The organism is Burkholderia sp. BCC1988 (assembly GCF_905339895.1).
GTDB lineage: Bacteria > Pseudomonadota > Gammaproteobacteria > Burkholderiales > Burkholderiaceae > Burkholderia.
In genome coordinates, this window is sequence record NZ_CAJPHA010000038.1 from 26258 (window position 1) to 45938 (window position 19681).

The window sequence follows — 19681 nt, forward strand, 5'->3', positions numbered from 1 at the left end:
CCCGGCTGCATCATGCTTCAACACAAACGGGCGAGGCGCCTGAAAAGCGCACCCGCCCGGAATTTATTTCCGCAAACAGCCCAGCCAGGCGCTTAGAAACGGAAATGCGAGAACGCGCGGTTGGCTTCTGCCATGCGGTGAACTTCATCGCGCTTCTTCATCGCGCCGCCACGGCCTTCGGCCGCTTCGGAGAGTTCACCTGCCAGGCGCAGAGCCATCGACTTCTCGCTGCGCTTCTTCGCAGCCTCACGCAGCCAGCGCATCGCCAATGCCATACGACGCGACGGGCGCACTTCGACCGGAACTTGATAGTTGGCACCACCAACGCGGCGGCTCTTCACTTCGACCACCGGCTTCACGTTGTTGAGCGCAACCGTGAACACTTCCAGCGGGTCCTTGCCACCCTTGGTCTGGATTTGTTCGAATGCGCCATAAACGATGCGCTCTGCAACCGACTTCTTGCCGGACAGCATCAGCATGTTCATGAACTTGGCAACATCAACGTTGCCGAACTTCGGATCCGGCAACACTTCCCGCTTGGGGACTTCGCGACGACGCGGCATGATTCTTCCTTTACTTGTTCAGTTGGAGCTGGTTCCAGCTCCGCGGCCACCAACAAACCCGATCACATCTTCACGACTAACCAGCTTGGCCGGGTGACCACTTACTCGACAGCACCGGCAATCCGGCACTCCCGCCTTGACCGCCCTGCGGCGATCCCTGATCAAAAACTGCTTACTTGGCAGCCTTTGCACGCTTCGCGCCGTACTTCGAGCGCGCTTGCTTACGGTCCTTGACGCCCTGGGTATCCAGCGAGCCGCGAACCATGTGGTAACGCACACCCGGCAAGTCCTTCACACGGCCGCCGCGGATCAGCACAACCGAGTGTTCCTGCAGGTTGTGACCTTCACCGCCGATGTACGAAATCACTTCGAAGCCGTTCGTCAGACGAACCTTGGCGACCTTACGGAGTGCCGAGTTCGGCTTCTTCGGCGTCGTCGTGTACACACGGGTGCACACGCCACGACGCTGGGGGCAGTCCTGCAGGGCCGGGCTCTTGCTCTTCGTCGTTTCCGACTGACGGCCTTTGCGAACCAGTTGGTTGATGGTTGGCATTGTTTATTCCTGAAATTGAACAAAATCTGCACATCGATTTCGGGCAAAGCGAGAATCGACGCACAGTTGACTTCCGAACCGGCGAATCGGGTGCGAGCTTTCGAACGCGACACGGCCCACCGAATACCGGAACCCAGCATGATATTCCGGAAATGCCAACTAAGTCAACGGCTTGCGTGATTTGCCAGCCGCGCGGGCGGTTTACCGGAAGGGTCGGAACACCTGTGTCACGCCGATTCGACGACGTCGATGATCTCGTCGCCGAAGCGTTCGAGCTTGCGCACGCCCATGCCGGGGATATGACGCAGGTCGTCGATCGTCTCCGGCGCGTTGCGCGCGATTTCGGCCAGCGTCGCATCGTGGAAGATCACGTAGGCCGGCACGCCGTCGGACTTCGCGGTTTCCGCGCGCCACGCGCGCAGCGCGTCCCAGCGTGCGCGCTCGCGCGTGCCCATGCCGGCCGTCGGGTCGACGCGCGTGCCGCTGCGGCTCGACGACTGGCGCGTGCGCTGCGGCTTCACGTAGCGGCGCAGCGTGACCTTCTCCTCGTTCTTCAGCACCGGCTTCGCGGCCTCGGTCAGCATCAGCGCGCCGAAGCCGCCATGGTCGACCGCGAGATAGCCGTACGCGACGAGTTGCCGGAAAATCGCGCGCCACTCGGGTTCGGACAGCGATGCGCCGATCCCGAACGTGCTGAGCTGGTCGTGGCCGCGCTGCAACACTTTCTCCGTGCGGCCGCCGCGCAGGATCTCGATCAGATGGCTCGAGCCGAAATTGAAGCCGCTCGCGCGCTGCGCGCGGAATACGCATGACAGCGCCATCTGCGCCTCGCGCGTCGCGTCCCATGAATCGGGCGGTTCGAGGCACGTGTCGCAGTTGCCGCACGGCTGGCTCGCCTCGCCGAAATAGTTGAGGAGCCGCACGCGCCGGCACGAGATCGTCTCGCACAACCCGAGCAACGCGTCGAGCTTCGACGTCTGCACGCGCTTGTGCGCGTCGTCCGCATCGGACTCGTCGATCATCTTGCGCTGCTGGACGACGTCGCCGAGCCCGTACGCCATCCACGCGTTCGCCGGCATCCCGTCGCGGCCCGCACGGCCGGTTTCCTGGTAGTAGCCCTCGACGCTCTTCGGCAAATCGAGGTGCGCGACAAAGCGCACATCCGGCTTGTCGATGCCCATGCCGAACGCGATCGTGGCGCACATCACGATGCCTTCCTCGCGCTGGAACATTTCCTGGTGCTTCTGCCGTACCTCGAACTCCATCCCCGCGTGATACGGCAGCGCGCGCACACCCTGAGCCTTCAGCCATTCGGCCGTTTCCTCGACCTTGCGGCGCGACAGGCAGTAGACGACGCCCGCGTCGGTCGTGCCGTCCGCGTTCGTGTGTTCCGCGCGGATGAAATCGAGCAGCTGCGAACGCGCGTTGTCTTTCTCGACGATCCGGTAACGGATGTTCGGGCGATCGAAGCTCGACACGAACACGCGCGCGTCGTCGAGCGCGAGGCGATGGATGATCTCGTCGCGCGTGATCGCGTCGGCAGTGGCCGTCAGCGCGATGCGCGGCACCGACGGGAAGCGTTCGTGCAGCACCGACAGCTGGATGTATTCGGGACGGAAGTCATGCCCCCACTGCGACACGCAGTGCGCCTCGTCGATCGCGAACAGGCCGATCTTCGCGCGCTCGAGCAGGTCGAGGAAGCGGCCCGTCATCAGCCGCTCGGGCGCGACGTACAGCAGGTCGATCTCGCCCTCGCGCAGCGCGCGCTCGGTCGCCGCGGCCTCGGCGCCCGACAGTGTCGAGTTCAGGTAGGCCGCGCGCACGCCGACTTCGCTCAGCGCGGCGACCTGGTCCTGCATCAGCGCGATCAGCGGCGACACCACGATGCCCGCGCCCTGCCCGGCCTCGCGGCGCAGCAGCGCCGGGATCTGGTAGCACAGCGACTTGCCGCCGCCCGTCGGCATCAGCACGAGGCAATCGCCGCCGCCGGCGACGTGTTCGACGATCTCGCCCTGCTGGCCGCGAAAGGCGGAATAACCAAAAACTTCGTCGAGGATTTCGAGGGCGCGGGACATGAGTGAGAACGAGGACGGCGGAAGGATGACCGCAATTTTAACAACCCGCTCGCGCAGCGCGCGGCGAATCGTGCAACGTTGGCCGATCGGACAGGGTTCGAGCGCGCGCATGACGGGCCTGCGCGACCGAGCGGCAAGCCCGTCATGCACGTGAACGACGGATAAAAAAAACCGCCCGGCGGACCGGGCGGTTTCGATGACAGCGAATACGGCAGCGTGAGGCGGCTCGCGCCGCCCGCGCTTATTCGGCTGCCGGGTGTTGCGGCTCTTCCGCCGGCGCGCTCGGCGTACCGAAGTCGAATGCCTCTTCCGCTGCGATCTGGTCGAAACGCTCGCGGTCGGACATCTCCTTCGCCTTGCGTGCCTTGTGGAACGCGAGACCCGTACCGGCCGGGATCAGACGGCCGACGATCACGTTTTCCTTCAGGCCGCGCAGATCGTCGCGCTTGCCCATGATCGCCGCTTCGGTCAGCACGCGGGTCGTTTCCTGGAACGATGCCGCGGAGATGAACGAGTCGGTCGACAGCGACGCCTTCGTGATACCGAGGAGCACGTTGTCGTACGAAGCCGGGCGCTTGCCCTCGGCGATCATGCGATCGTTCTCGTCCAGCATGTCGGAACGCTCGACCTGTTCGCCCGGGATGAAGCGCGTATCACCGTTGTCGGTGATCTGCACACGACGCAGCATCTGGCGAACGATCACCTCGATGTGCTTGTCGTTGATCTTCACGCCCTGCAGACGATACACGTCCTGCACTTCGTCGACGATGTAGCGCGACAGCGCCTCGATACCCTGCAGACGCAGGATGTCGTGCGGATCGGCCGGGCCGTCCACGATCATTTCGCCCTTGTTGACGACCTGAGCATCGTGGACCAGGACCTGCTTTTCCTTCGCGATCAGGAACTCGTGCTGATTGCCTTCGAGGTCCGTGATGACGAGACGCTGCTTGCCCTTCGTGTCCTTGCCGAACGACGTCGTACCGGTGACTTCCGCGAGAATGCCGGCGTCCTTCGGCGAACGCGCTTCGAACAGTTCCGCCACCCGCGGCAGACCGCCGGTAATGTCACGCGTCTTCTGCGCTTCGGTCGGGATACGTGCAAGCACTTCACCCACCTGCACTTGCTGGCCGTCCTTCACGGTGATCAGTGCGCCGACCTGGAAGCCGATCTGCACTGCGTGCTCCGTGCCCGGGATCTTCACTTCGTCGCCGTTCGCGTCGAGCAGTTTCACCTGCGGACGCACGCTCTTCGAAGCTTGCGAACCACGACGCTTCACGTCGATCACGACCAGCGTCGACAGGCCGGTCACGTCGTCGATCTGCTTCGCGACGGTCACGCCTTCCTCGACGTTCTCGAACTTCACCGTACCACCGTACTCGGTGATGATCGGACGCGTCATCGGGTCCCACGTCGCCAGCTGCGTGCCGGCCTTGATCGTCGCACCGTCGAGTTGCAGCAGCGTCGCGCCGTACGGCACTTTGTGACGCTCGCGCTCGCGACCGAAATCGTCGGTGATCAGCGCCTCGCCCGAACGCGAAATGACGATCTGCTCGCCCTTCGCGTTGGTGACGTAACGCATCGTCGCCGTGAAACGCACGATACCGTTGCTCTTCGCTTCGACCGACGACGCCACTGCCGCACGCGATGCCGCACCACCGATGTGGAACGTACGCATCGTCAGCTGCGTGCCCGGTTCACCGATCGACTGTGCCGCGATCACGCCGACTGCTTCGCCGACGTTCACGAGCGAGCCGCGGCCAAGGTCACGGCCGTAGCAGGCCGCGCACAGACCGTAGCGCGTTTCGCAGGTCAGCGGCGTGCGCACGCGCACTTCGTCGATGCCGAGGCGTTCGATTTCCTCGACCGCCGTTTCATCGAGCAGCGTGCCCGATTCGTACAGCGTTTCCTGCGTTTCCGGGTTCACGACGTCCGCGACCGCAACGCGGCCGAGGATACGGTCGCGCAGCGCTTCGACGACTTCACCGCCTTCGACCAGCGCCTTCATCGCGACGCCGTTCGACGTGCCGCAATCGTCCTCGACCACCACCAGATCCTGCGTGACGTCGACGAGACGACGCGTCAGGTAACCCGAGTTCGCGGTCTTCAGTGCCGTATCAGCCAGACCCTTACGTGCACCGTGGGTCGAGATGAAGTACTGCAACACGTTCAGGCCTTCGCGGAAGTTCGCGGTAATCGGCGTCTCGATAATCGAGCCGTCCGGCTTCGCCATCAGGCCTCGCATACCGGCCAGCTGACGAATCTGCACCGCCGAACCCCGGGCGCCCGAGTCGGCCATCATGTAGATCGAGTTGAACGACTCCTGGCGCGTCTCGTTGCCGTCGCGGTCCGTCACCGGCTCCGTCGACAGCTGCTCCATCATCGCCTTGCCGACCGCTTCCGACGTTGCCGACCAGATGTCGACCACGTTGTTGTAGCGTTCCTGCGCGGTGACGAGACCCGACATGTACTGGCGGTCGTACTCCTTCACCTTCTTCGCGGCATCGCCGACGATCGTTTCCTTCTGCGGCGGCACGAGCATGTCGTCCACGCAGATCGAAATGCCGGCACGCGTTGCGAGGCGGAAACCCGACTGCATCAGCTGGTCGGCGAACACGACCGTCGCACGCAGACCGCACTTGCGGAATGCGGTGTTGATCAGGCGCGAGATTTCCTTCTTCTTCAGCGGCTTGTTCAGCACCGAGAACGGCAGGCCGTGCGGCAGGATCTCCGACAGGATCGCGCGACCGACGGTCGTCGCGTACAGCGAGATCTTCGGCACGAATTCCGGCGCGCCTTCCGACGTGTCCTCGTTGCGGACCATTTCGGTGATCCGCACGTTGACGCGCGAGGCCAGCTCGACTTCCTTGTTCTCGTACGCGCGGATCACTTCCGACACGCCGGTGAACGACAGGCCTTCGCCCTTGCCGTTGATCGCTTCGCGGGTCGCGTAGTACAGACCCAGCACGATATCCTGCGACGGCACGATCGACGGATCGCCGTTGGCCGGGAACAGCACGTTGTTCGACGCCAGCATCAGCGTACGCGCTTCCATCTGCGCTTCGAGCGACAGCGGCACGTGAACGGCCATCTGGTCACCGTCGAAGTCGGCGTTGAACGCCGCGCAGACGAGCGGGTGCAGCTGAATTGCCTTGCCTTCGATCAGCACCGGCTCGAACGCCTGGATACCGAGACGGTGCAGCGTCGGCGCACGGTTCAGCATCACCGGGTGCTCGCGGATCACCTCTTCGAGGATGTCCCACACCACCGGCGTCTGGTTCTCGACTTCCTTCTTCGCAGCCTTGATGGTCGTCGCGACGCCCATCACTTCCAGCTTGTTGAAGATGAACGGCTTGAACAGCTCGAGCGCCATCAGCTTCGGCAGACCGCACTGGTGCAGCTTCAGCGTCGGGCCGACCACGATGACCGAACGGCCCGAGTAGTCGACGCGCTTGCCCAGCAGGTTCTGACGGAAACGACCGCCCTTGCCCTTGATCATGTCGGCGAGCGACTTCAGCGGACGCTTGTTCGCGCCCGTCATCGCCTTGCCGCGACGACCGTTGTCGAGCAGCGAGTCGACGGCTTCCTGCAGCATCCGCTTTTCGTTGCGGACGATGATTTCAGGTGCCTTCAGCTCGAGCAGACGCTTCAACCGGTTGTTACGGTTGATCACGCGGCGATACAGGTCGTTCAGGTCCGACGTCGCGAAACGGCCGCCGTCCAGCGGCACGAGCGGACGCAGTTCCGGCGGCAGCACCGGCAGCACTTCGAGGATCATCCACTCGGGCTTGATGCCCGAGCGCTGGAATGCCTCGAGGACCTTCAGGCGCTTCGCGTACTTCTTGATCTTCGCTTCCGAGCCGGTGTTCTTCAGCTCGGTGCGCAGCGTCTCGACCTGCTCGTCGATGTTGATCGCACGCAGCAGTTCACGCACGCCTTCCGCGCCCATCTCGGCACGGAATTCGTCGCCGTATTCCTCGACCTTGTTGTAGTAATCCTCTTCGGTCATGATCTGCCGCGCCTTCAGCGGCGTCATGCCCGGTTCGATCACCACGTATGCTTCGAAGTACAGCACGCGTTCGATGTCGCGCAGCGTCATGTCGAGCACCATGCCCAGACGCGACGGCAGCGACTTCAGGAACCAGATGTGCGCGACCGGCGAGGCCAGCTCGATGTGGCCCATCCGTTCGCGACGCACCTTCGCCAGCGTCACTTCGACGCCGCACTTCTCGCAGATCACGCCGCGGTGCTTCAGGCGCTTGTACTTGCCGCACAGGCACTCGTAGTCCTTGATCGGCCCGAAGATCTTCGCGCAGAACAGACCATCGCGTTCCGGCTTGAACGTACGGTAGTTGATGGTCTCCGGCTTCTTCACTTCGCCGAACGACCACGAGCGGATCTTGTCCGGCGAGGCCAGACCGATCTTGATCGCGTCGAAAACTTCTTCCTGTTGGACTTGCTTGAATAGATCGAGCAGAGCTTTCATTGCCTTCTCTCCGTAGTCCGATTAATTGCGGTCGAGATCGATGTCGATACCGAGCGAGCGGATTTCCTTCACGAGCACGTTGAAGGATTCCGGCATGCCTGCATCGATCACGTGATCGCCCTTGACGAGGTTCTCGTAAACCTTCGTCCGGCCGGTCACGTCGTCCGACTTCACCGTCAGCATTTCCTGCAGCACGTAGGACGCGCCGTACGCTTCGAGTGCCCACACTTCCATTTCACCGAAACGCTGGCCACCGAACTGCGCCTTACCACCCAGCGGCTGCTGCGTGACGAGCGAGTACGGGCCGGTCGAACGTGCGTGCATCTTGTCGTCGACCAAGTGGTGCAGCTTCAGGTAGTGCATGTAGCCGAGCGTCACGCGACGTTCGAACATTTCACCCGTGCGGCCGTCGTACAGGCGGACCTGGTTCTTCGACGGGTTCATGCCGAGCTGTTCCGCGATGTCGTCCGGGAACGCGAGGTCGAGCATCTTGCCCATTTCTTCCTCGGTCGCACCGTCGAACACCGGCGTTGCAAACGGCACGCCTTCGCGCAGGTTCTTCGCGAGTTCGAGGATCTCGTCGTCGGTGAAGCTTTCCAGGTCTTCCTGGCGGCCCGACTCGTTGTAGATCTTCGTCAGGAACACGCGCAGTTCCTCGATCTTCGCCTGACGCTGCAGCATTTCGCCGATACGCCAGCCGAGGCCCTTCGCGGCCCAGCCGAGGTGCACTTCCAGAACCTGACCCACGTTCATCCGCGACGGAACGCCCAGCGGGTTCAGCACGACGTCTGCCGGACGGCCGTCGGCCATGTACGGCATGTCTTCGATCGGGACGATCTTCGACACGACACCCTTGTTACCGTGACGGCCCGCCATCTTGTCGCCAGGCTGCAGGCGACGCTTGACCGCGAGGTACACCTTGACCATCTTCAGCACGCCCGGCGGCAGTTCGTCGCCTTGCGTGAGCTTCTTGCGCTTCTCTTCGAACGCGAGGTCGAACTGGTGACGCTTCTCTTCGATCGAGTTCTTGATCGCTTCGAGCGATGCCGCTGCTTCGTCGTCCGCGAGGCGGATGTCGAACCAGTGGTAGTGGTCGAGGTCTTCCAGGTAAGCCTGGTCGATCTTCGTGCCCTTCGCGAGCTTCTTCGGACCGCCGTTCGCGACCTTGCCCACCAGCATGCGTGCGAGACGCTGGAACGCGTCGCCTTCCACGATGCGCAGCTGGTCGTTCAGGTCGAGACGGTAGCGCTTCAGTTCGTCGTCGATGATCTGTTGCGCGCGCTTGTCGCGCTGGATGCCTTCACGCGTGAACACCTGGACGTCGATCACGGTGCCGCTCATGCCCGACGGCACGCGCAGCGACGTGTCCTTCACGTCCGAAGCCTTCTCGCCGAAGATCGCGCGCAGCAGCTTCTCTTCCGGCGTCAGCTGGGTCTCGCCCTTCGGCGTGACCTTGCCGACCAGCACGTCGCCCGCTTCGACTTCAGCACCGATGTAGACGATGCCCGATTCGTCGAGACGGCCGAGCTGGACTTCCGCCAGGTTCGAGATGTCGCGCGTGATTTCTTCCGGCCCGAGCTTCGTGTCGCGTGCAACGACGTTCAGCTCTTCGATGTGGATCGACGTATAGCGATCGTCCGCAACGACCTTCTCCGAGATCAGGATCGAGTCTTCGAAGTTGTAGCCGTTCCACGGCATGAACGCGATCAGCATGTTCTGGCCGAGCGCGAGCTCGCCCAGGTCCGTCGAGGCGCCGTCGGCCAGCACGTCGCCGCGCGAGACCTTGTCGCCCATCTTCACGATCGGACGCTGGTTGATGTTCGTGTTCTGGTTCGAACGCGTGTACTTGATCAGGTTGTAGATGTCGACACCGACTTCACCCGCGACCGCTTCGTCGTCGTTCACGCGAATCACGATACGGCCTGCGTCGACGTAGTCGACCACGCCGCCACGGAACGCCTGGACCGTCGTGCCCGAGTCGACCGCGCAGGTGCGCTCGATACCCGTACCGACGACCGGCTTTTCCGGACGCAGACACGGCACGGCCTGACGCTGCATGTTCGAACCCATCAGCGCACGGTTCGCATCGTCGTGCTCGAGGAACGGGATCAGCGAAGCTGCAACCGACACGATCTGCGACGGCGCGACGTCCATGTACTGGATACGGTCCGGCGTGACCATCATCGTTTCGCCGGCTTCACGCGACGACACGAGTTCGTCGATCAGCGTGCCGTTTTCGTCGATCGCGGCGTTCGCCTGCGCGATCATGTAGCGGCCTTCCTCGATCGCCGACAGGTAGTCGATCTGGTCGGTCACCTTGCTGTCGACGACCTTGCGGTACGGCGTCTCGAGGAAGCCGTACTCGTTCAGGTGCGCGTACAGTGCGAGCGAGTTGATCAGACCGATGTTCGGACCTTCCGGCGTTTCGATCGGGCACACGCGGCCATAGTGGGTCGGGTGCACGTCACGCACTTCGAAGCCTGCGCGTTCGCGCGTCAGACCGCCCGGGCCCAGTGCGGAAACACGGCGCTTGTGCGTGATTTCCGACAGCGGGTTGGTCTGGTCCATGAACTGCGACAGCTGCGACGAACCGAAGAACTCGCGGATCGCCGACGAAATCGGCTTCGAGTTGATCAGGTCGTGCGGCATCAGGTTTTCGCTTTCGGCCTGGCCGAGGCGTTCCTTGACCGCGCGCTCGACACGCACGAGACCCGCGCGGAACTGGTTTTCCGCCAGTTCGCCGACGCAACGCACGCGACGGTTGCCGAGGTGGTCGATGTCGTCCACTTCGCCCTTGCCGTTGCGCAGCTCGACGAGGATCTTGATCGTCGCGAGGATGTCGTCGTCCTGCAGCGTCATCGGGCCGACGATCTCGTCACGGCCGACGCGGCGGTTGAACTTCATGCGGCCGACCTTCGACAGGTCGTACGCTTCTTCGCTGTAGAACAGACGGTTGAACAGCGCCTCGACCGCTTCTTCGGTCGGCGGCTCGCCCGGACGCATCATGCGGTAGATCGCGATGCGCGCGGCCGTCTTGTCGGTCGTTTCGTCGACACGCAGCGTCGACGAGATGTACGGGCCCTGGTCCAGATCGTTCGTGTAGAGCGTCTGGATGTCCTTGATGTCCGCTTCGCGCAGCTTCTCGAGCACGCTTTCCGTGACTTCGTCGTTCGCGCTCGCGATCACTTCGCCGGTGTCGCCGTCGACGACGTTCTTCGCCAGCACGCGGCCGAGCAGATAGTCTTCCGGCACCGAGATGAACTTGGTCTTCGCGGCTTCGAGGTCGCGAATGTGCTTCGCGTTGATCCGCTTGTCCTTCTGGACGATGACCTTGCCATCACGATCCGTGATGTCGAAGCGCGCGACTTCACCACGCAGGCGCTCGGGCACGAACTCGAGTTGCGCGCCTTCGCCCATCAGCGTGAAGTTGTCGAACACGAAGAAGTTCGCGAGGATCTGTTCCGGCGTCAGGCCGATGGCCTTCAGCAGGATCGTGACCGGCATCTTGCGGCGACGGTCGACGCGGAAGTACAGGATGTCCTTCGGATCGAATTCGAAGTCGAGCCACGAGCCGCGGTACGGAATGATCCGTGCCGAGAACAGCAGCTTGCCCGAGCTGTGCGTCTTGCCCTTGTCGTGTTCGAAGAACACGCCCGGCGAACGGTGCAGCTGCGAGACGATGACACGCTCGGTGCCGTTGATGACGAACGAGCCCGTCGGCGTCATGAGCGGAATTTCGCCCATGTACACTTCCTGCTCCTTCACTTCCTTGACGACCGGCTTGTTCGGCGATTCCTTGTCGAGGATGACGAGGCGGACCTTCGCGCGCAGCGCGGAGCAGTACGTCAGGCCACGCTGCTGGCATTCCTTGATGTTGAATGCCGGCGCGGACAACGCATAGCTCACGAACTCGAGGCGCGCGAAGCCGTTGTGCGAAACAATGGGAAATACCGATGTGAAGGCGGCCTGCAAACCTTCAGGCTTGCGTTGCGCGCCAGGCACATCGGCTTGCAGAAACGTGCTGAATGATTCAAGCTGGGTGGCCAGCAAGAACGGAACTTGGTGAACGATGGGGCGCTTCGCGAAACTCTTGCGAATGCGCTTCTTCTCGGTGAAGGAATATTGCATACGATCTCCGAATCACGGCGGGTGCTGTCGAGGCGGGATACCTGGACGTTTCAAACCCGAGTGTTCACCGACTGAGACCCGATGGCCGCCCGATGGCTTGAACGAGCCGAGAAGCTTGGTGGTTGGCCGCTACCAACCGCTGGCTGACGGCAGCGGATGCCTGTGTTGCCCGCTACCCGACCAAACTTGCCTTCTGCAGTCGCTTCAGAAGACAAAGAGAAACGCCAATCGATGCATTGACAACGATTCGGCGGTTTTCTTTGGCTTCTGGGGCCGATTATTCGGGCTCCCGAATGAGTGCCAGAATAACGTCCCCACAAAGCACAAAAAGGCCGGCGGTGAAAATACCGCCAGCCTTCGCACAGCGCGTCGAAACTTACTTGACTTCGACCTTCGCGCCTGCTTCTTCCAGCTTCTTCTTGGCTTCTTCAGCAGCAGCCTTGTCGACGCCTTCCTTGACAGCCTTCGGTGCGCCGTCAACGACGTCCTTCGCTTCCTTCAGGCCCAGGCCCGTCAGTTCGCGAACTGCCTTGATGACTGCAACCTTGTTGCTGCCTGCTTCAGCCAGAACGACCGTGAATTCGGTCTTTTCTTCTGCAGCAGCAGCAGCGCCGCCGCCTGCCGGGCCAGCGACTGCCACTGCAGCTGCCGACACGCCAAACTTCTCTTCGAACGCCTTGACCAGTTCGTTCAGTTCCAGAACGGTCATCCCTTCGACTGCTGCCAGGATGTCTTCTTTTGCGATTGCCATTTGAAATACTCCTAAATTGAATTCGGATACAGCCAGCGATCAGTAACGCTGATGCACGTTCGCTTACGCAGCTTCCGCTTGCTTCTTCTCGGCGAGCGCGGCCAGAGCACGCGCGAAGCCCGAAACAGGCGATTGCATAACGAACAGCAGCTTCGAGAGCAGTTCTTCACGGCTCGGGATGCTTGCCAGCGCTTGCACGCCAGCCTTGTCCATCACCTTGCCATCGAACGAACCAGCCTTGATGACCAACTTGTCATTGCTCTTGCTGAAGTCGTTGACGACCTTAGCAGCGGCAATTGCATCTTCCGAGATGCCGTAGATCAGCGGACCAGTCATCTGCTCTGCCAGCGGAGCAAACGGGGTACCTTCAACAGCGCGACGCGCCAGCGTGTTCTTCAACACGCGCAGGTAAACCTGTTGCTCACGCGCTTTCGCGCGCAGCTTGGTCAGATCGCCAACCGCAATTCCACGATACTCAGCCAGCACAACGGTCTGGGCCTTCGCGACTTGCGCGGAAACCTCAGCGACGACGGCTTGCTTGTCTTCTCTATTAAGCGGCACGGTTAGCCTCCAGAAACGATACGTTCGGCGCGGCCGGCATGGCCGAAACCTCACGTACCTCGTTCAACAACGGCGTCCGACCTCGTTAGGAGTATTTCCACCTCACGCCGTGAATCGCTTCACGACCTGCGGCTTCACCACTGCAAAACTTTTTCGGGTTCGCCATCTGCGTTGGCTTGAATTAAGGGATCGCCTGCCTGCTGCGCCCCACCAACGGTCTTTGATAACCGGTTGCCCGCCCAACTGCACGAACAACCGCCCAAAGCCCATGTAGGCCGCTTCGCGAACGAAGCGGCCCGAATACTTTCTTACGCTGCCAGCGTAGCCTGGTCGACACGCACGCCGACACCCATCGTGCTCGACAGTGCGATCTTGCGCAGGTAGACGCCCTTGCTCGTTGCCGGCTTCGCCTTCTGCAGCGCTTCGATCAGCGCCGACAGGTTCGAACGCAGTGCGGTCGATTCGAACGATGCACGGCCGATGGTCGCGTGGATGATACCGGCCTTGTCGACACGGAATTGCACCTGACCAGCCTTCGCGTTCTTGACGGCGGTTGCGACGTCCGGCGTGACCGTGCCGACCTTCGGGTTCGGCATCAGGCCGCGCGGGCCGAGGATCTGACCGAGCGTACCGACGATACGCATCGTGTCCGGCGAAGCGATCACGATGTCGAAGTCCATCTGGCCAGCCTTGATCTGCTCAGCCAGGTCTTCCATACCGACGATTTCCGCGCCTGCTGCACGAGCCTGCTCGGCCTTCTCGCCTTGCGCGAACACGGCAACGCGAACCGACTTGCCCGTACCTGCCGGCAGAACGACCGAACCACGAACGACCTGGTCCGACTTCTTCGCATCGATGCCGAGCTGGACAGCGACGTCGATCGATTCGTTGAACTTCGCGCTCGCGCATTCCTTCACGAGTGCCAGTGCGTCTTCGATCGCGTACAGCTTCTGACGGTCGACCTTGGCGGCAAATGCCTGACGGCGCTTGGAGATCTTAGCCATTTACACGCCCTCCACAGTGATGCCCATCGAGCGTGCGCTACCAGCGATGGTGCGAACGGCTGCGTCCAGATCAGCTGCCGTAAGGTCCGGCATCTTGGTCTTCGCGATTTCTTCGGCTTGAGCGCGCGTGATCGAACCGACCTTGTCGGTGTGCGGCTTGCTCGAGCCCTTGTCCACCTTCGCCGCCTTCTTGATCAGGACGGTTGCCGGCGGCGTCTTCATCACGAACGTGAAGCTCTTGTCAGCGTATGCCGTGATGACCACCGGCACCGGCAGACCCGGCTCCATGCCTTGAGTCTGCGCGTTGAACGCCTTGCAGAACTCCATGATGTTCAGGCCGCGCTGGCCCAGTGCCGGACCGACCGGCGGCGACGGGTTGGCTTTACCTGCAGGAATCTGCAGCTTGATAAAGCCGACAATCTTCTTTGCCATTTGTAAACCTCGTTGGAACGCCAGACGGCGTTCGGTGAGTGATAACGCGCGTTCGCCGCTGGCTACTGACGCTCCTCAACGGCCATAACGCGGACCGTAAGCGCGAAGGTGGGCAGCCGAGGCTGCCCACCGAATCGGGATCAAACTTTTTCGACCTGGCCGAACTCGAGTTCGACCGGAGTGGATCGGCCAAAGATCGTGACCGACACACGCACGCGCGATTTTTCGTAGTTGACTTCTTCGACCGTGCCGTTGAAGTCCGTGAACGGGCCTTCCTTGACACGCACCATCTCGCCAACTTCGAACAGGGTCTTCGGGCGCGGCTTCTCGACGCCTTCCTGCATCTGCGACATGATCTTTTCGACTTCCTTCGGGGAAATCGGAGTCGGGCGGTTACGCGCACCGCCGACGAAACCCGTGACCTTCGCCGTGTTCTTCACGAGGTGCCACGTTTCGTCCGTCATTTCCATTTCCACCAGCACGTAGCCGGGGAAGAAACGACGCTCGGTTACTGCCTTGTGGCCACCTTTGACTTCGACCACTTCTTCGGTCGGAACCAGGATCTGACCGAATTTATCCTGCATGCCAGCACGTTCGATGCGCTCCTGAAGCGCACGCTGCACGCTCTTCTCCATACCGGAGTAGGCGTGCACGACGTACCAACGCTTTCCGCTCGGGGATGCCGGAGTATCGCTCATATCATTTCCAACCCAGAATCGCCGAGAAAATCACCCATTCGATCGATTTGTCACTCAACCAGAGGAAAATCGCCATCACGAGCACGAAACCGAACACGACGAGTGTGGTTTGCGTTGCTTCCTTGCGGGTGGGCCAAACGACCTTGCGGACTTCCTTGTACGAGTCCTTGGCAAACGCGATGAGGCTCTTGCCAGGTGCGGACATCAGGCCGACGGCCACGCCGGCGATGATACCTACCGCCAATGCGGCACCGCGGACATACCACTGCTGGTTGGCCAGCCAGAAGAAGCCCACGAATCCGGCCAAGACCAGCAATACGCCCAGGGCCAGCATCAGCTTATCGCCGGAGGTATTTACAGTTTCGACGGATGGATTCGCCATAACACCTTAAAACAAATGCCACGTGGGACACGTGGCGATTTTTGGCAGGGGCAGAGGGAATCGAACCCCCAACCTTCGGTTTTGGAGACCGACGCTCTGCCAGTTGAGCTATACCCCTAAACCATGCTGGGGCTGGCTGTTGCCAGCCCCAAAACTGTCGATCAACGAATAACTGGCTTACTCGATGATCTTGGCGACGACGCCGGCGCCGACGGTACGGCCGCCTTCGCGGATTGCGAAGCGCAGACCTTCTTCCATCGCGATCGGAGCGATCAGCTTCACCGTGATCGACACGTTGTCGCCCGGCATCACCATTTCCTTGTCCTTCGGCAGCTCGATCGAGCCCGTCACGTCCGTCGTACGGAAGTAGAACTGCGGACGGTAGTTGTTGAAGAACGGCGTGTGACGGCCGCCTTCGTCCTTGCTCAGCACGTACACTTCAGCCGTGAAGTGCGTGTGCGGCGTGATCGAACCCGGCTTCGCCAGAACCTGGCCACGCTCCACGTCTTCACGCTTCGTGCCGCGCAGCAGGATACCGACGTTGTCGCCTGCCTGACCTTGGTCCAGCAGCTTGCGGAACATTTCAACGCCCGTGCAGGTCGTCTTCACCGTCGGCTTGATACCGACGATTTCGATTTCTTCGCCGACCTTCACGATGCCGCGCTCGACACGACCCGTCACCACCGTACCACGGCCCGAGATCGAGAACACGTCTTCCACCGGCATCAGGAACGCGCCGTCAACTGCACGCTCCGGCGTCGGGATGTACGTGTCCAGCGCATCGGCCAGGCTCATGATCGCCACTTCGCCCAGCTCGCCCGTGTCGCCTTCCAGCGCCAGCTTGGCCGAACCCTTCACGATCGGCGTGTCGTCGCCCGGGAAGTCGTACTTCGACAGGAGTTCGCGAACTTCCATCTCGACCAGCTCGAGCAGTTCAGCGTCGTCCACCATGTCGCACTTGTTCAGGAACACGATGATGTACGGAACGCCAACCTGACGTGCCAGCAGGATGTGCTCACGCGTCTGCGGCATCGGGCCGTCTGCTGCCGAGCAAACCAGGATCGCGCCGTCCATCTGTGCCGCGCCCGTGATCATGTTCTTCACATAGTCAGCGTGGCCCGGGCAGTCGACGTGTGCGTAGTGGCGGTTAGCCGTTTCGTACTCGACGTGTGCCGTGTTGATCGTGATGCCGCGCGCCTTTTCTTCCGGTGCCGCGTCGATCTGGTCGTAAGCCTTCGCTTCGCCGCCGAACTTCTTCGTCAGCACCGTCGTGATCGCTGCCGTCAGCGTCGTCTTGCCGTGGTCAACGTGACCAATCGTACCAACGTTGACGTGCGGCTTGGTCCGCTCAAACTTTTCCTTGGCCATTTTCAACTCCCGAAAGGAATTTCACATGTTGCGCCGCGCGCAAACAGACACTGACTTTTTACTGCTGGTGCCCATGGGCAGGATCGAACTGCCGACCTCTCCCTTACCAAGGGAGTGCTCTACCACTGAGCCACATGGGCGGTATTACGCTTCAACTACACGGACTGGAGCGGGTGAAGGGAATCGAACCCTCGTCGTAAGCTTGGAAGGCTTCTGCTCTACCATTGAGCTACACCCGCACGGGCCACTAACGATTCCCTACCGCTCTCTGCGCTGATGTTCTGGTGGAGGAGGTTGGATTCGAACCAACGTAGGCGTAAGCCAACAGATTTACAGTCTGCCCCCTTTAGCCACTCGGGCACCCCTCCGTAGAGAACTGACGATTATGGGGGTGCATCGCACTCTTGTCAAGCACATCCGGAAGATTATTTTCATTCTCTTCCAGCGCACCCTGGCGACTCACCCGACACCCGCGCTCACCCGGCTGAGGCAAGCACAAGAGGATCGCCGATCGGCGCCCACATCTTCGTCAGACTCCGTCTTCAGCTTCGATTTGCATCTTCGCTGAAAACGAAAGACCGCCATGATACGACCTCTCACGCATAATGCCAAGCGGGTAAACGCAAAAAATTTGCAATTTCCATGCCGGAGGAATCTGCAAGGCTTCCGACGCGAGCCCAGGGGGTAGGTTGATTAATGGCGACACATCAGCACCCCGCCAACCCCGGGACAACCGGCTTCTGCGCGCAAGGGTTTCCGGCAAACGGGGTGCCGAAGCCGGATTCCAGCAGGGAAGGCGTCGCCGTTCCCGCTTGCTCCGTTGCGACACCGGAATCGAACCCGGAAAGCACCTAGGGGCCATCTTCGCCCCCTCCCCTCATCACCACTGACGGAAGGCACGCGCGGCACCATCCCGTGTCCCGCGATCGTGCCGACCGCTCTCCCGTTTCCCTGCCTCCACGCGATACCCTGTCGTCCTTCTTGCCTCCGCACTGGTCTTTGCTTCCTCGGTGGCACATGCAGGCAACATCGACAACGCGTGGTGCAGCACGGGAAGGATCGCGGCAGTCCGAGAGCCGACGCTTTCCGGGCACCACACCGCCAGGCGCGCGAAAGGCGCCGCGGCTCGCGCGACGCATGAGACTTTAAAACCGGCCGTCGACGCCGGCTGCTTGTTGGCCACCAGCACGCGGCGACGCCCGCGAGTCACGACTCCGGAAGCGATCGCGTACGCGTGGTTGCCGAACGAGCGTCAACCTACGTTATCGCGGCTGATAGCGACGCTGGCGCCTTGCGAGAAGGTCCAACAGCTCGGCCTGCCTAGATGTCTTGGTGCCGCTGATGCGCGACGATCTGCGCCCGCACGCCTGCTGCCACATCGCTTGCGTGTCGCCGTCGCTGCGAACGTTCAGCAGTGCAGCGCGCATTGTGTCGAACCGTCCTTCGTGCAAGCCGACCACCATGAATGTCTGGGCGGCCTATCGCGGCGAGGCTGCGCTATACACGCGCCATCCGACGTGTGGATACGAGTGGAACCTCGTTCAGTCAAGCGCGGAGCTGCATCGGCTTTGACCGGGGCGCCTGTACGTCGCCCCGTACGAACCAGGCGGCAGGGAAGCCGACATTCAACGCGGGTTCGTCGACATCGACTACTCACTGCCCGGCGATGCTCATGTCGACCCGGAGCCAGGACAGCAGCACGATCCGCCGATTCGCCCGATCGAGCGCTTGGCACTGGGTAGCCCAAGCACTTGCATGCACGGTGCGGTCGCCCGGCGTCAACGCGGACGGTACGCATTTCGGATTGATGGGCGAAGGCTGCCACTATTTCGGCGGCACCGTCTATTCGCTCGTCGAAGAAATTCGCCTCCGCGACGCCTTCGCGCCGACGGAAGGCCTCATGGCGCATATGCCGACGGGCGCGCGATCTCGGCCTCGCGCTGTCGCCGAGGCAGCCGTGGATTTGCCCTGAAACGCGCCAATCACACACCAGCAACCTCGAAACGGAATCGACGACGTTGGGCAGAGATAACCGATATACACCAATTAATAGCCCGAGATAATGGACTCCGATTTGCGATGGCTAGACTTGCCGTGCAATGTGCTCGAGGAGGTAAATAATGGGAGAACGAGCGGAGGCGCGATCACTTCGAGCATGACGCGGCCATCGGCGGCACCCCGGCGATTGACGGAGCCTTCGGCTGCGCGCAAGGGTGACCCCTGCCGCGCCCCTGGTCGGTTCATCACAGGATGGAAACCGCACGGAGCTCGAAGCCAGTGGCAAGCGAGATGATAGACGTGGTAGATCTCGCTGCGCGGGTTCGATGCAGTCAACGATGATGAGGAGCAGGATGCGTCAATGAGCCGCCATCTGCTCAAACAATTCGGCGCCGATCAGACTCTCGCGCTGCGAGCGGTGCAAGACTGGCCGCCCTGGCCGCGGAGTTAGCGGCAGCAGCGGGGTCGAGCCACTCGTCCATTCGCGACACGGCGCGCGGCGTACATGAAAGTCCCGCCCGACTAGCCAGCCAGCCAGCCAGCTTGCTTGCTTGCTTGCTTGCTTGCTTGCTTGCTTGCTTGCTTGCTTGCTTGCTTGCGCCGCCGCCGCCAACGCCCGGCGGTGATTGCACATTTCTGCGCTGCAAATGCAAAAACCCCCGCCTTTCGGGCGGGGGTTCTTGGC

Annotated in this window: 13 protein-coding genes and 4 tRNA genes; 1 reads left to right on the forward strand and 16 read right to left on the reverse strand. The window is 61.8% G+C overall.

The features are described 5' to 3' along the window. Positions 1–92: 92 nt before the first annotated feature. The 16 genes from rpsG to U4012_RS34285 all read right to left on the reverse strand — a co-directional run bounded on the left by rpsG (position 93) and on the right by U4012_RS34285 (position 17366). Entirely contained in the window at positions 93–563 is a 471-nt protein-coding gene (rpsG, locus tag U4012_RS34210; RefSeq protein WP_006477195.1) for a 30S ribosomal protein S7, read from the reverse strand. A 172-nt stretch (positions 564–735) separates the two neighbouring features. Then, positions 736–1116, reverse strand: a complete 381-nt coding sequence (gene rpsL / locus U4012_RS34215) for a 30S ribosomal protein S12 (protein WP_006400662.1) — start codon at positions 1114–1116, stop codon at positions 736–738. A gap of 227 nt (positions 1117–1343) precedes the next feature. Further along, positions 1344–3191 carry a DNA helicase RecQ gene (recQ, locus tag U4012_RS34220; RefSeq protein ID WP_044849035.1) on the reverse strand — a complete coding sequence of 616 codons (1848 nt, stop codon included), beginning with the start codon at positions 3189–3191 and terminating at the stop codon, positions 1344–1346. A gap of 241 nt (positions 3192–3432) precedes the next feature. Continuing rightward, positions 3433–7674, reverse strand: coding sequence for a DNA-directed RNA polymerase subunit beta' (gene rpoC, locus U4012_RS34225; RefSeq protein ID WP_044849036.1), 4242 nt, complete (start codon positions 7672–7674; stop codon positions 3433–3435). A 21-nt stretch (positions 7675–7695) separates the two neighbouring features. Next, positions 7696–11802 (reverse strand): DNA-directed RNA polymerase subunit beta, encoded by a 4107-nt coding sequence (gene rpoB / locus U4012_RS34230; protein WP_044849037.1) that lies wholly within the window; start codon positions 11800–11802, stop codon positions 7696–7698. 376 nt (positions 11803–12178) lie between these two features. Further along, positions 12179–12553: a 50S ribosomal protein L7/L12 gene (gene rplL / locus U4012_RS34235; RefSeq protein ID WP_021161757.1), complete on the reverse strand. Its 375-nt coding sequence runs from the start codon at positions 12551–12553 to the stop codon at positions 12179–12181. Positions 12554–12616: 63 nt separating this feature from the next. Next, entirely contained in the window at positions 12617–13114 is a 498-nt protein-coding gene (gene rplJ / locus U4012_RS34240) for a 50S ribosomal protein L10 (protein ID WP_021161756.1), read from the reverse strand. A gap of 308 nt (positions 13115–13422) precedes the next feature. Continuing rightward, positions 13423–14118, reverse strand: coding sequence for a 50S ribosomal protein L1 (gene rplA / locus U4012_RS34245; protein WP_044849038.1), 696 nt, complete (start codon positions 14116–14118; stop codon positions 13423–13425). Then, a complete protein-coding gene (rplK, locus tag U4012_RS34250) occupies positions 14119–14550 on the reverse strand; it encodes a 50S ribosomal protein L11 (RefSeq protein WP_006400671.1) in 432 nt (143 codons plus the stop codon). A gap of 140 nt (positions 14551–14690) precedes the next feature. Then, positions 14691–15248, reverse strand: coding sequence for a transcription termination/antitermination protein NusG (gene nusG / locus U4012_RS34255; protein ID WP_006400672.1), 558 nt, complete (start codon positions 15246–15248; stop codon positions 14691–14693). Between the two features lies 1 nt (position 15249). After that, positions 15250–15630 carry a preprotein translocase subunit SecE gene (gene secE / locus U4012_RS34260; RefSeq protein ID WP_006482892.1) on the reverse strand — a complete coding sequence of 127 codons (381 nt, stop codon included), beginning with the start codon at positions 15628–15630 and terminating at the stop codon, positions 15250–15252. 42 nt (positions 15631–15672) lie between these two features. Continuing rightward, a tRNA-Trp gene (locus U4012_RS34265) sits at positions 15673–15748 on the reverse strand. 59 nt (positions 15749–15807) lie between these two features. Next, the gene (gene tuf, locus U4012_RS34270) at positions 15808–16998 is read right to left on the reverse strand and encodes an elongation factor Tu (RefSeq protein ID WP_006482910.1); all 1191 of its coding nucleotides are present in this window, start codon (positions 16996–16998) and stop codon (positions 15808–15810) included. 65 nt (positions 16999–17063) lie between these two features. Continuing rightward, a tRNA-Thr gene (locus tag U4012_RS34275) sits at positions 17064–17138 on the reverse strand. A gap of 25 nt (positions 17139–17163) precedes the next feature. Further along, positions 17164–17237 (reverse strand) — tRNA-Gly (locus U4012_RS34280). 43 nt (positions 17238–17280) lie between these two features. Beyond that, positions 17281–17366 (reverse strand) — tRNA-Tyr (locus U4012_RS34285). A 1304-nt stretch (positions 17367–18670) separates the two neighbouring features. Here U4012_RS34285 and U4012_RS34290 point away from each other — a divergent pair. Beyond that, on the forward strand, positions 18671–18970 hold the full coding sequence (locus tag U4012_RS34290) for a hypothetical protein (protein WP_321804192.1): 300 nt from the start codon (positions 18671–18673) through the stop codon (positions 18968–18970). Positions 18971–19681: the final 711 nt, after the last annotated feature.

Bases quoted from the DNA above. Each gene is read 5' to 3' on its own strand.
- rpsG (WP_006477195.1), bottom strand. From the start codon at position 563: ATGCCGCGTCGTCGCGAAGTCCCCAAGCGGGAAGTGTTGCCGGATCCG.
- rpsL (WP_006400662.1), bottom strand. From the start codon at position 1,116: ATGCCAACCATCAACCAACTGGTTCGCAAAGGCCGTCAGTCGGAAACG.
- recQ (WP_044849035.1), bottom strand. From the start codon at position 3,191: ATGTCCCGCGCCCTCGAAATCCTCGACGAAGTTTTTGGTTATTCCGCC.
- rpoC (WP_044849036.1), bottom strand. From the start codon at position 7,674: ATGAAAGCTCTGCTCGATCTATTCAAGCAAGTCCAACAGGAAGAAGTT.
- rpoB (WP_044849037.1), bottom strand. From the start codon at position 11,802: ATGCAATATTCCTTCACCGAGAAGAAGCGCATTCGCAAGAGTTTCGCG.
- rplL (WP_021161757.1), bottom strand. From the start codon at position 12,553: ATGGCAATCGCAAAAGAAGACATCCTGGCAGCAGTCGAAGGGATGACC.
- rplA (WP_044849038.1), bottom strand. From the start codon at position 14,118: ATGGCTAAGATCTCCAAGCGCCGTCAGGCATTTGCCGCCAAGGTCGAC.
- rplK (WP_006400671.1), bottom strand. From the start codon at position 14,550: ATGGCAAAGAAGATTGTCGGCTTTATCAAGCTGCAGATTCCTGCAGGT.
- nusG (WP_006400672.1), bottom strand. From the start codon at position 15,248: ATGAGCGATACTCCGGCATCCCCGAGCGGAAAGCGTTGGTACGTCGTG.
- secE (WP_006482892.1), bottom strand. From the start codon at position 15,630: ATGGCGAATCCATCCGTCGAAACTGTAAATACCTCCGGCGATAAGCTG.
- tuf (WP_006482910.1), bottom strand. From the start codon at position 16,998: ATGGCCAAGGAAAAGTTTGAGCGGACCAAGCCGCACGTCAACGTTGGT.
- U4012_RS34290 (WP_321804192.1), top strand. From the start codon at position 18,671: ATGTCGACCCGGAGCCAGGACAGCAGCACGATCCGCCGATTCGCCCGA.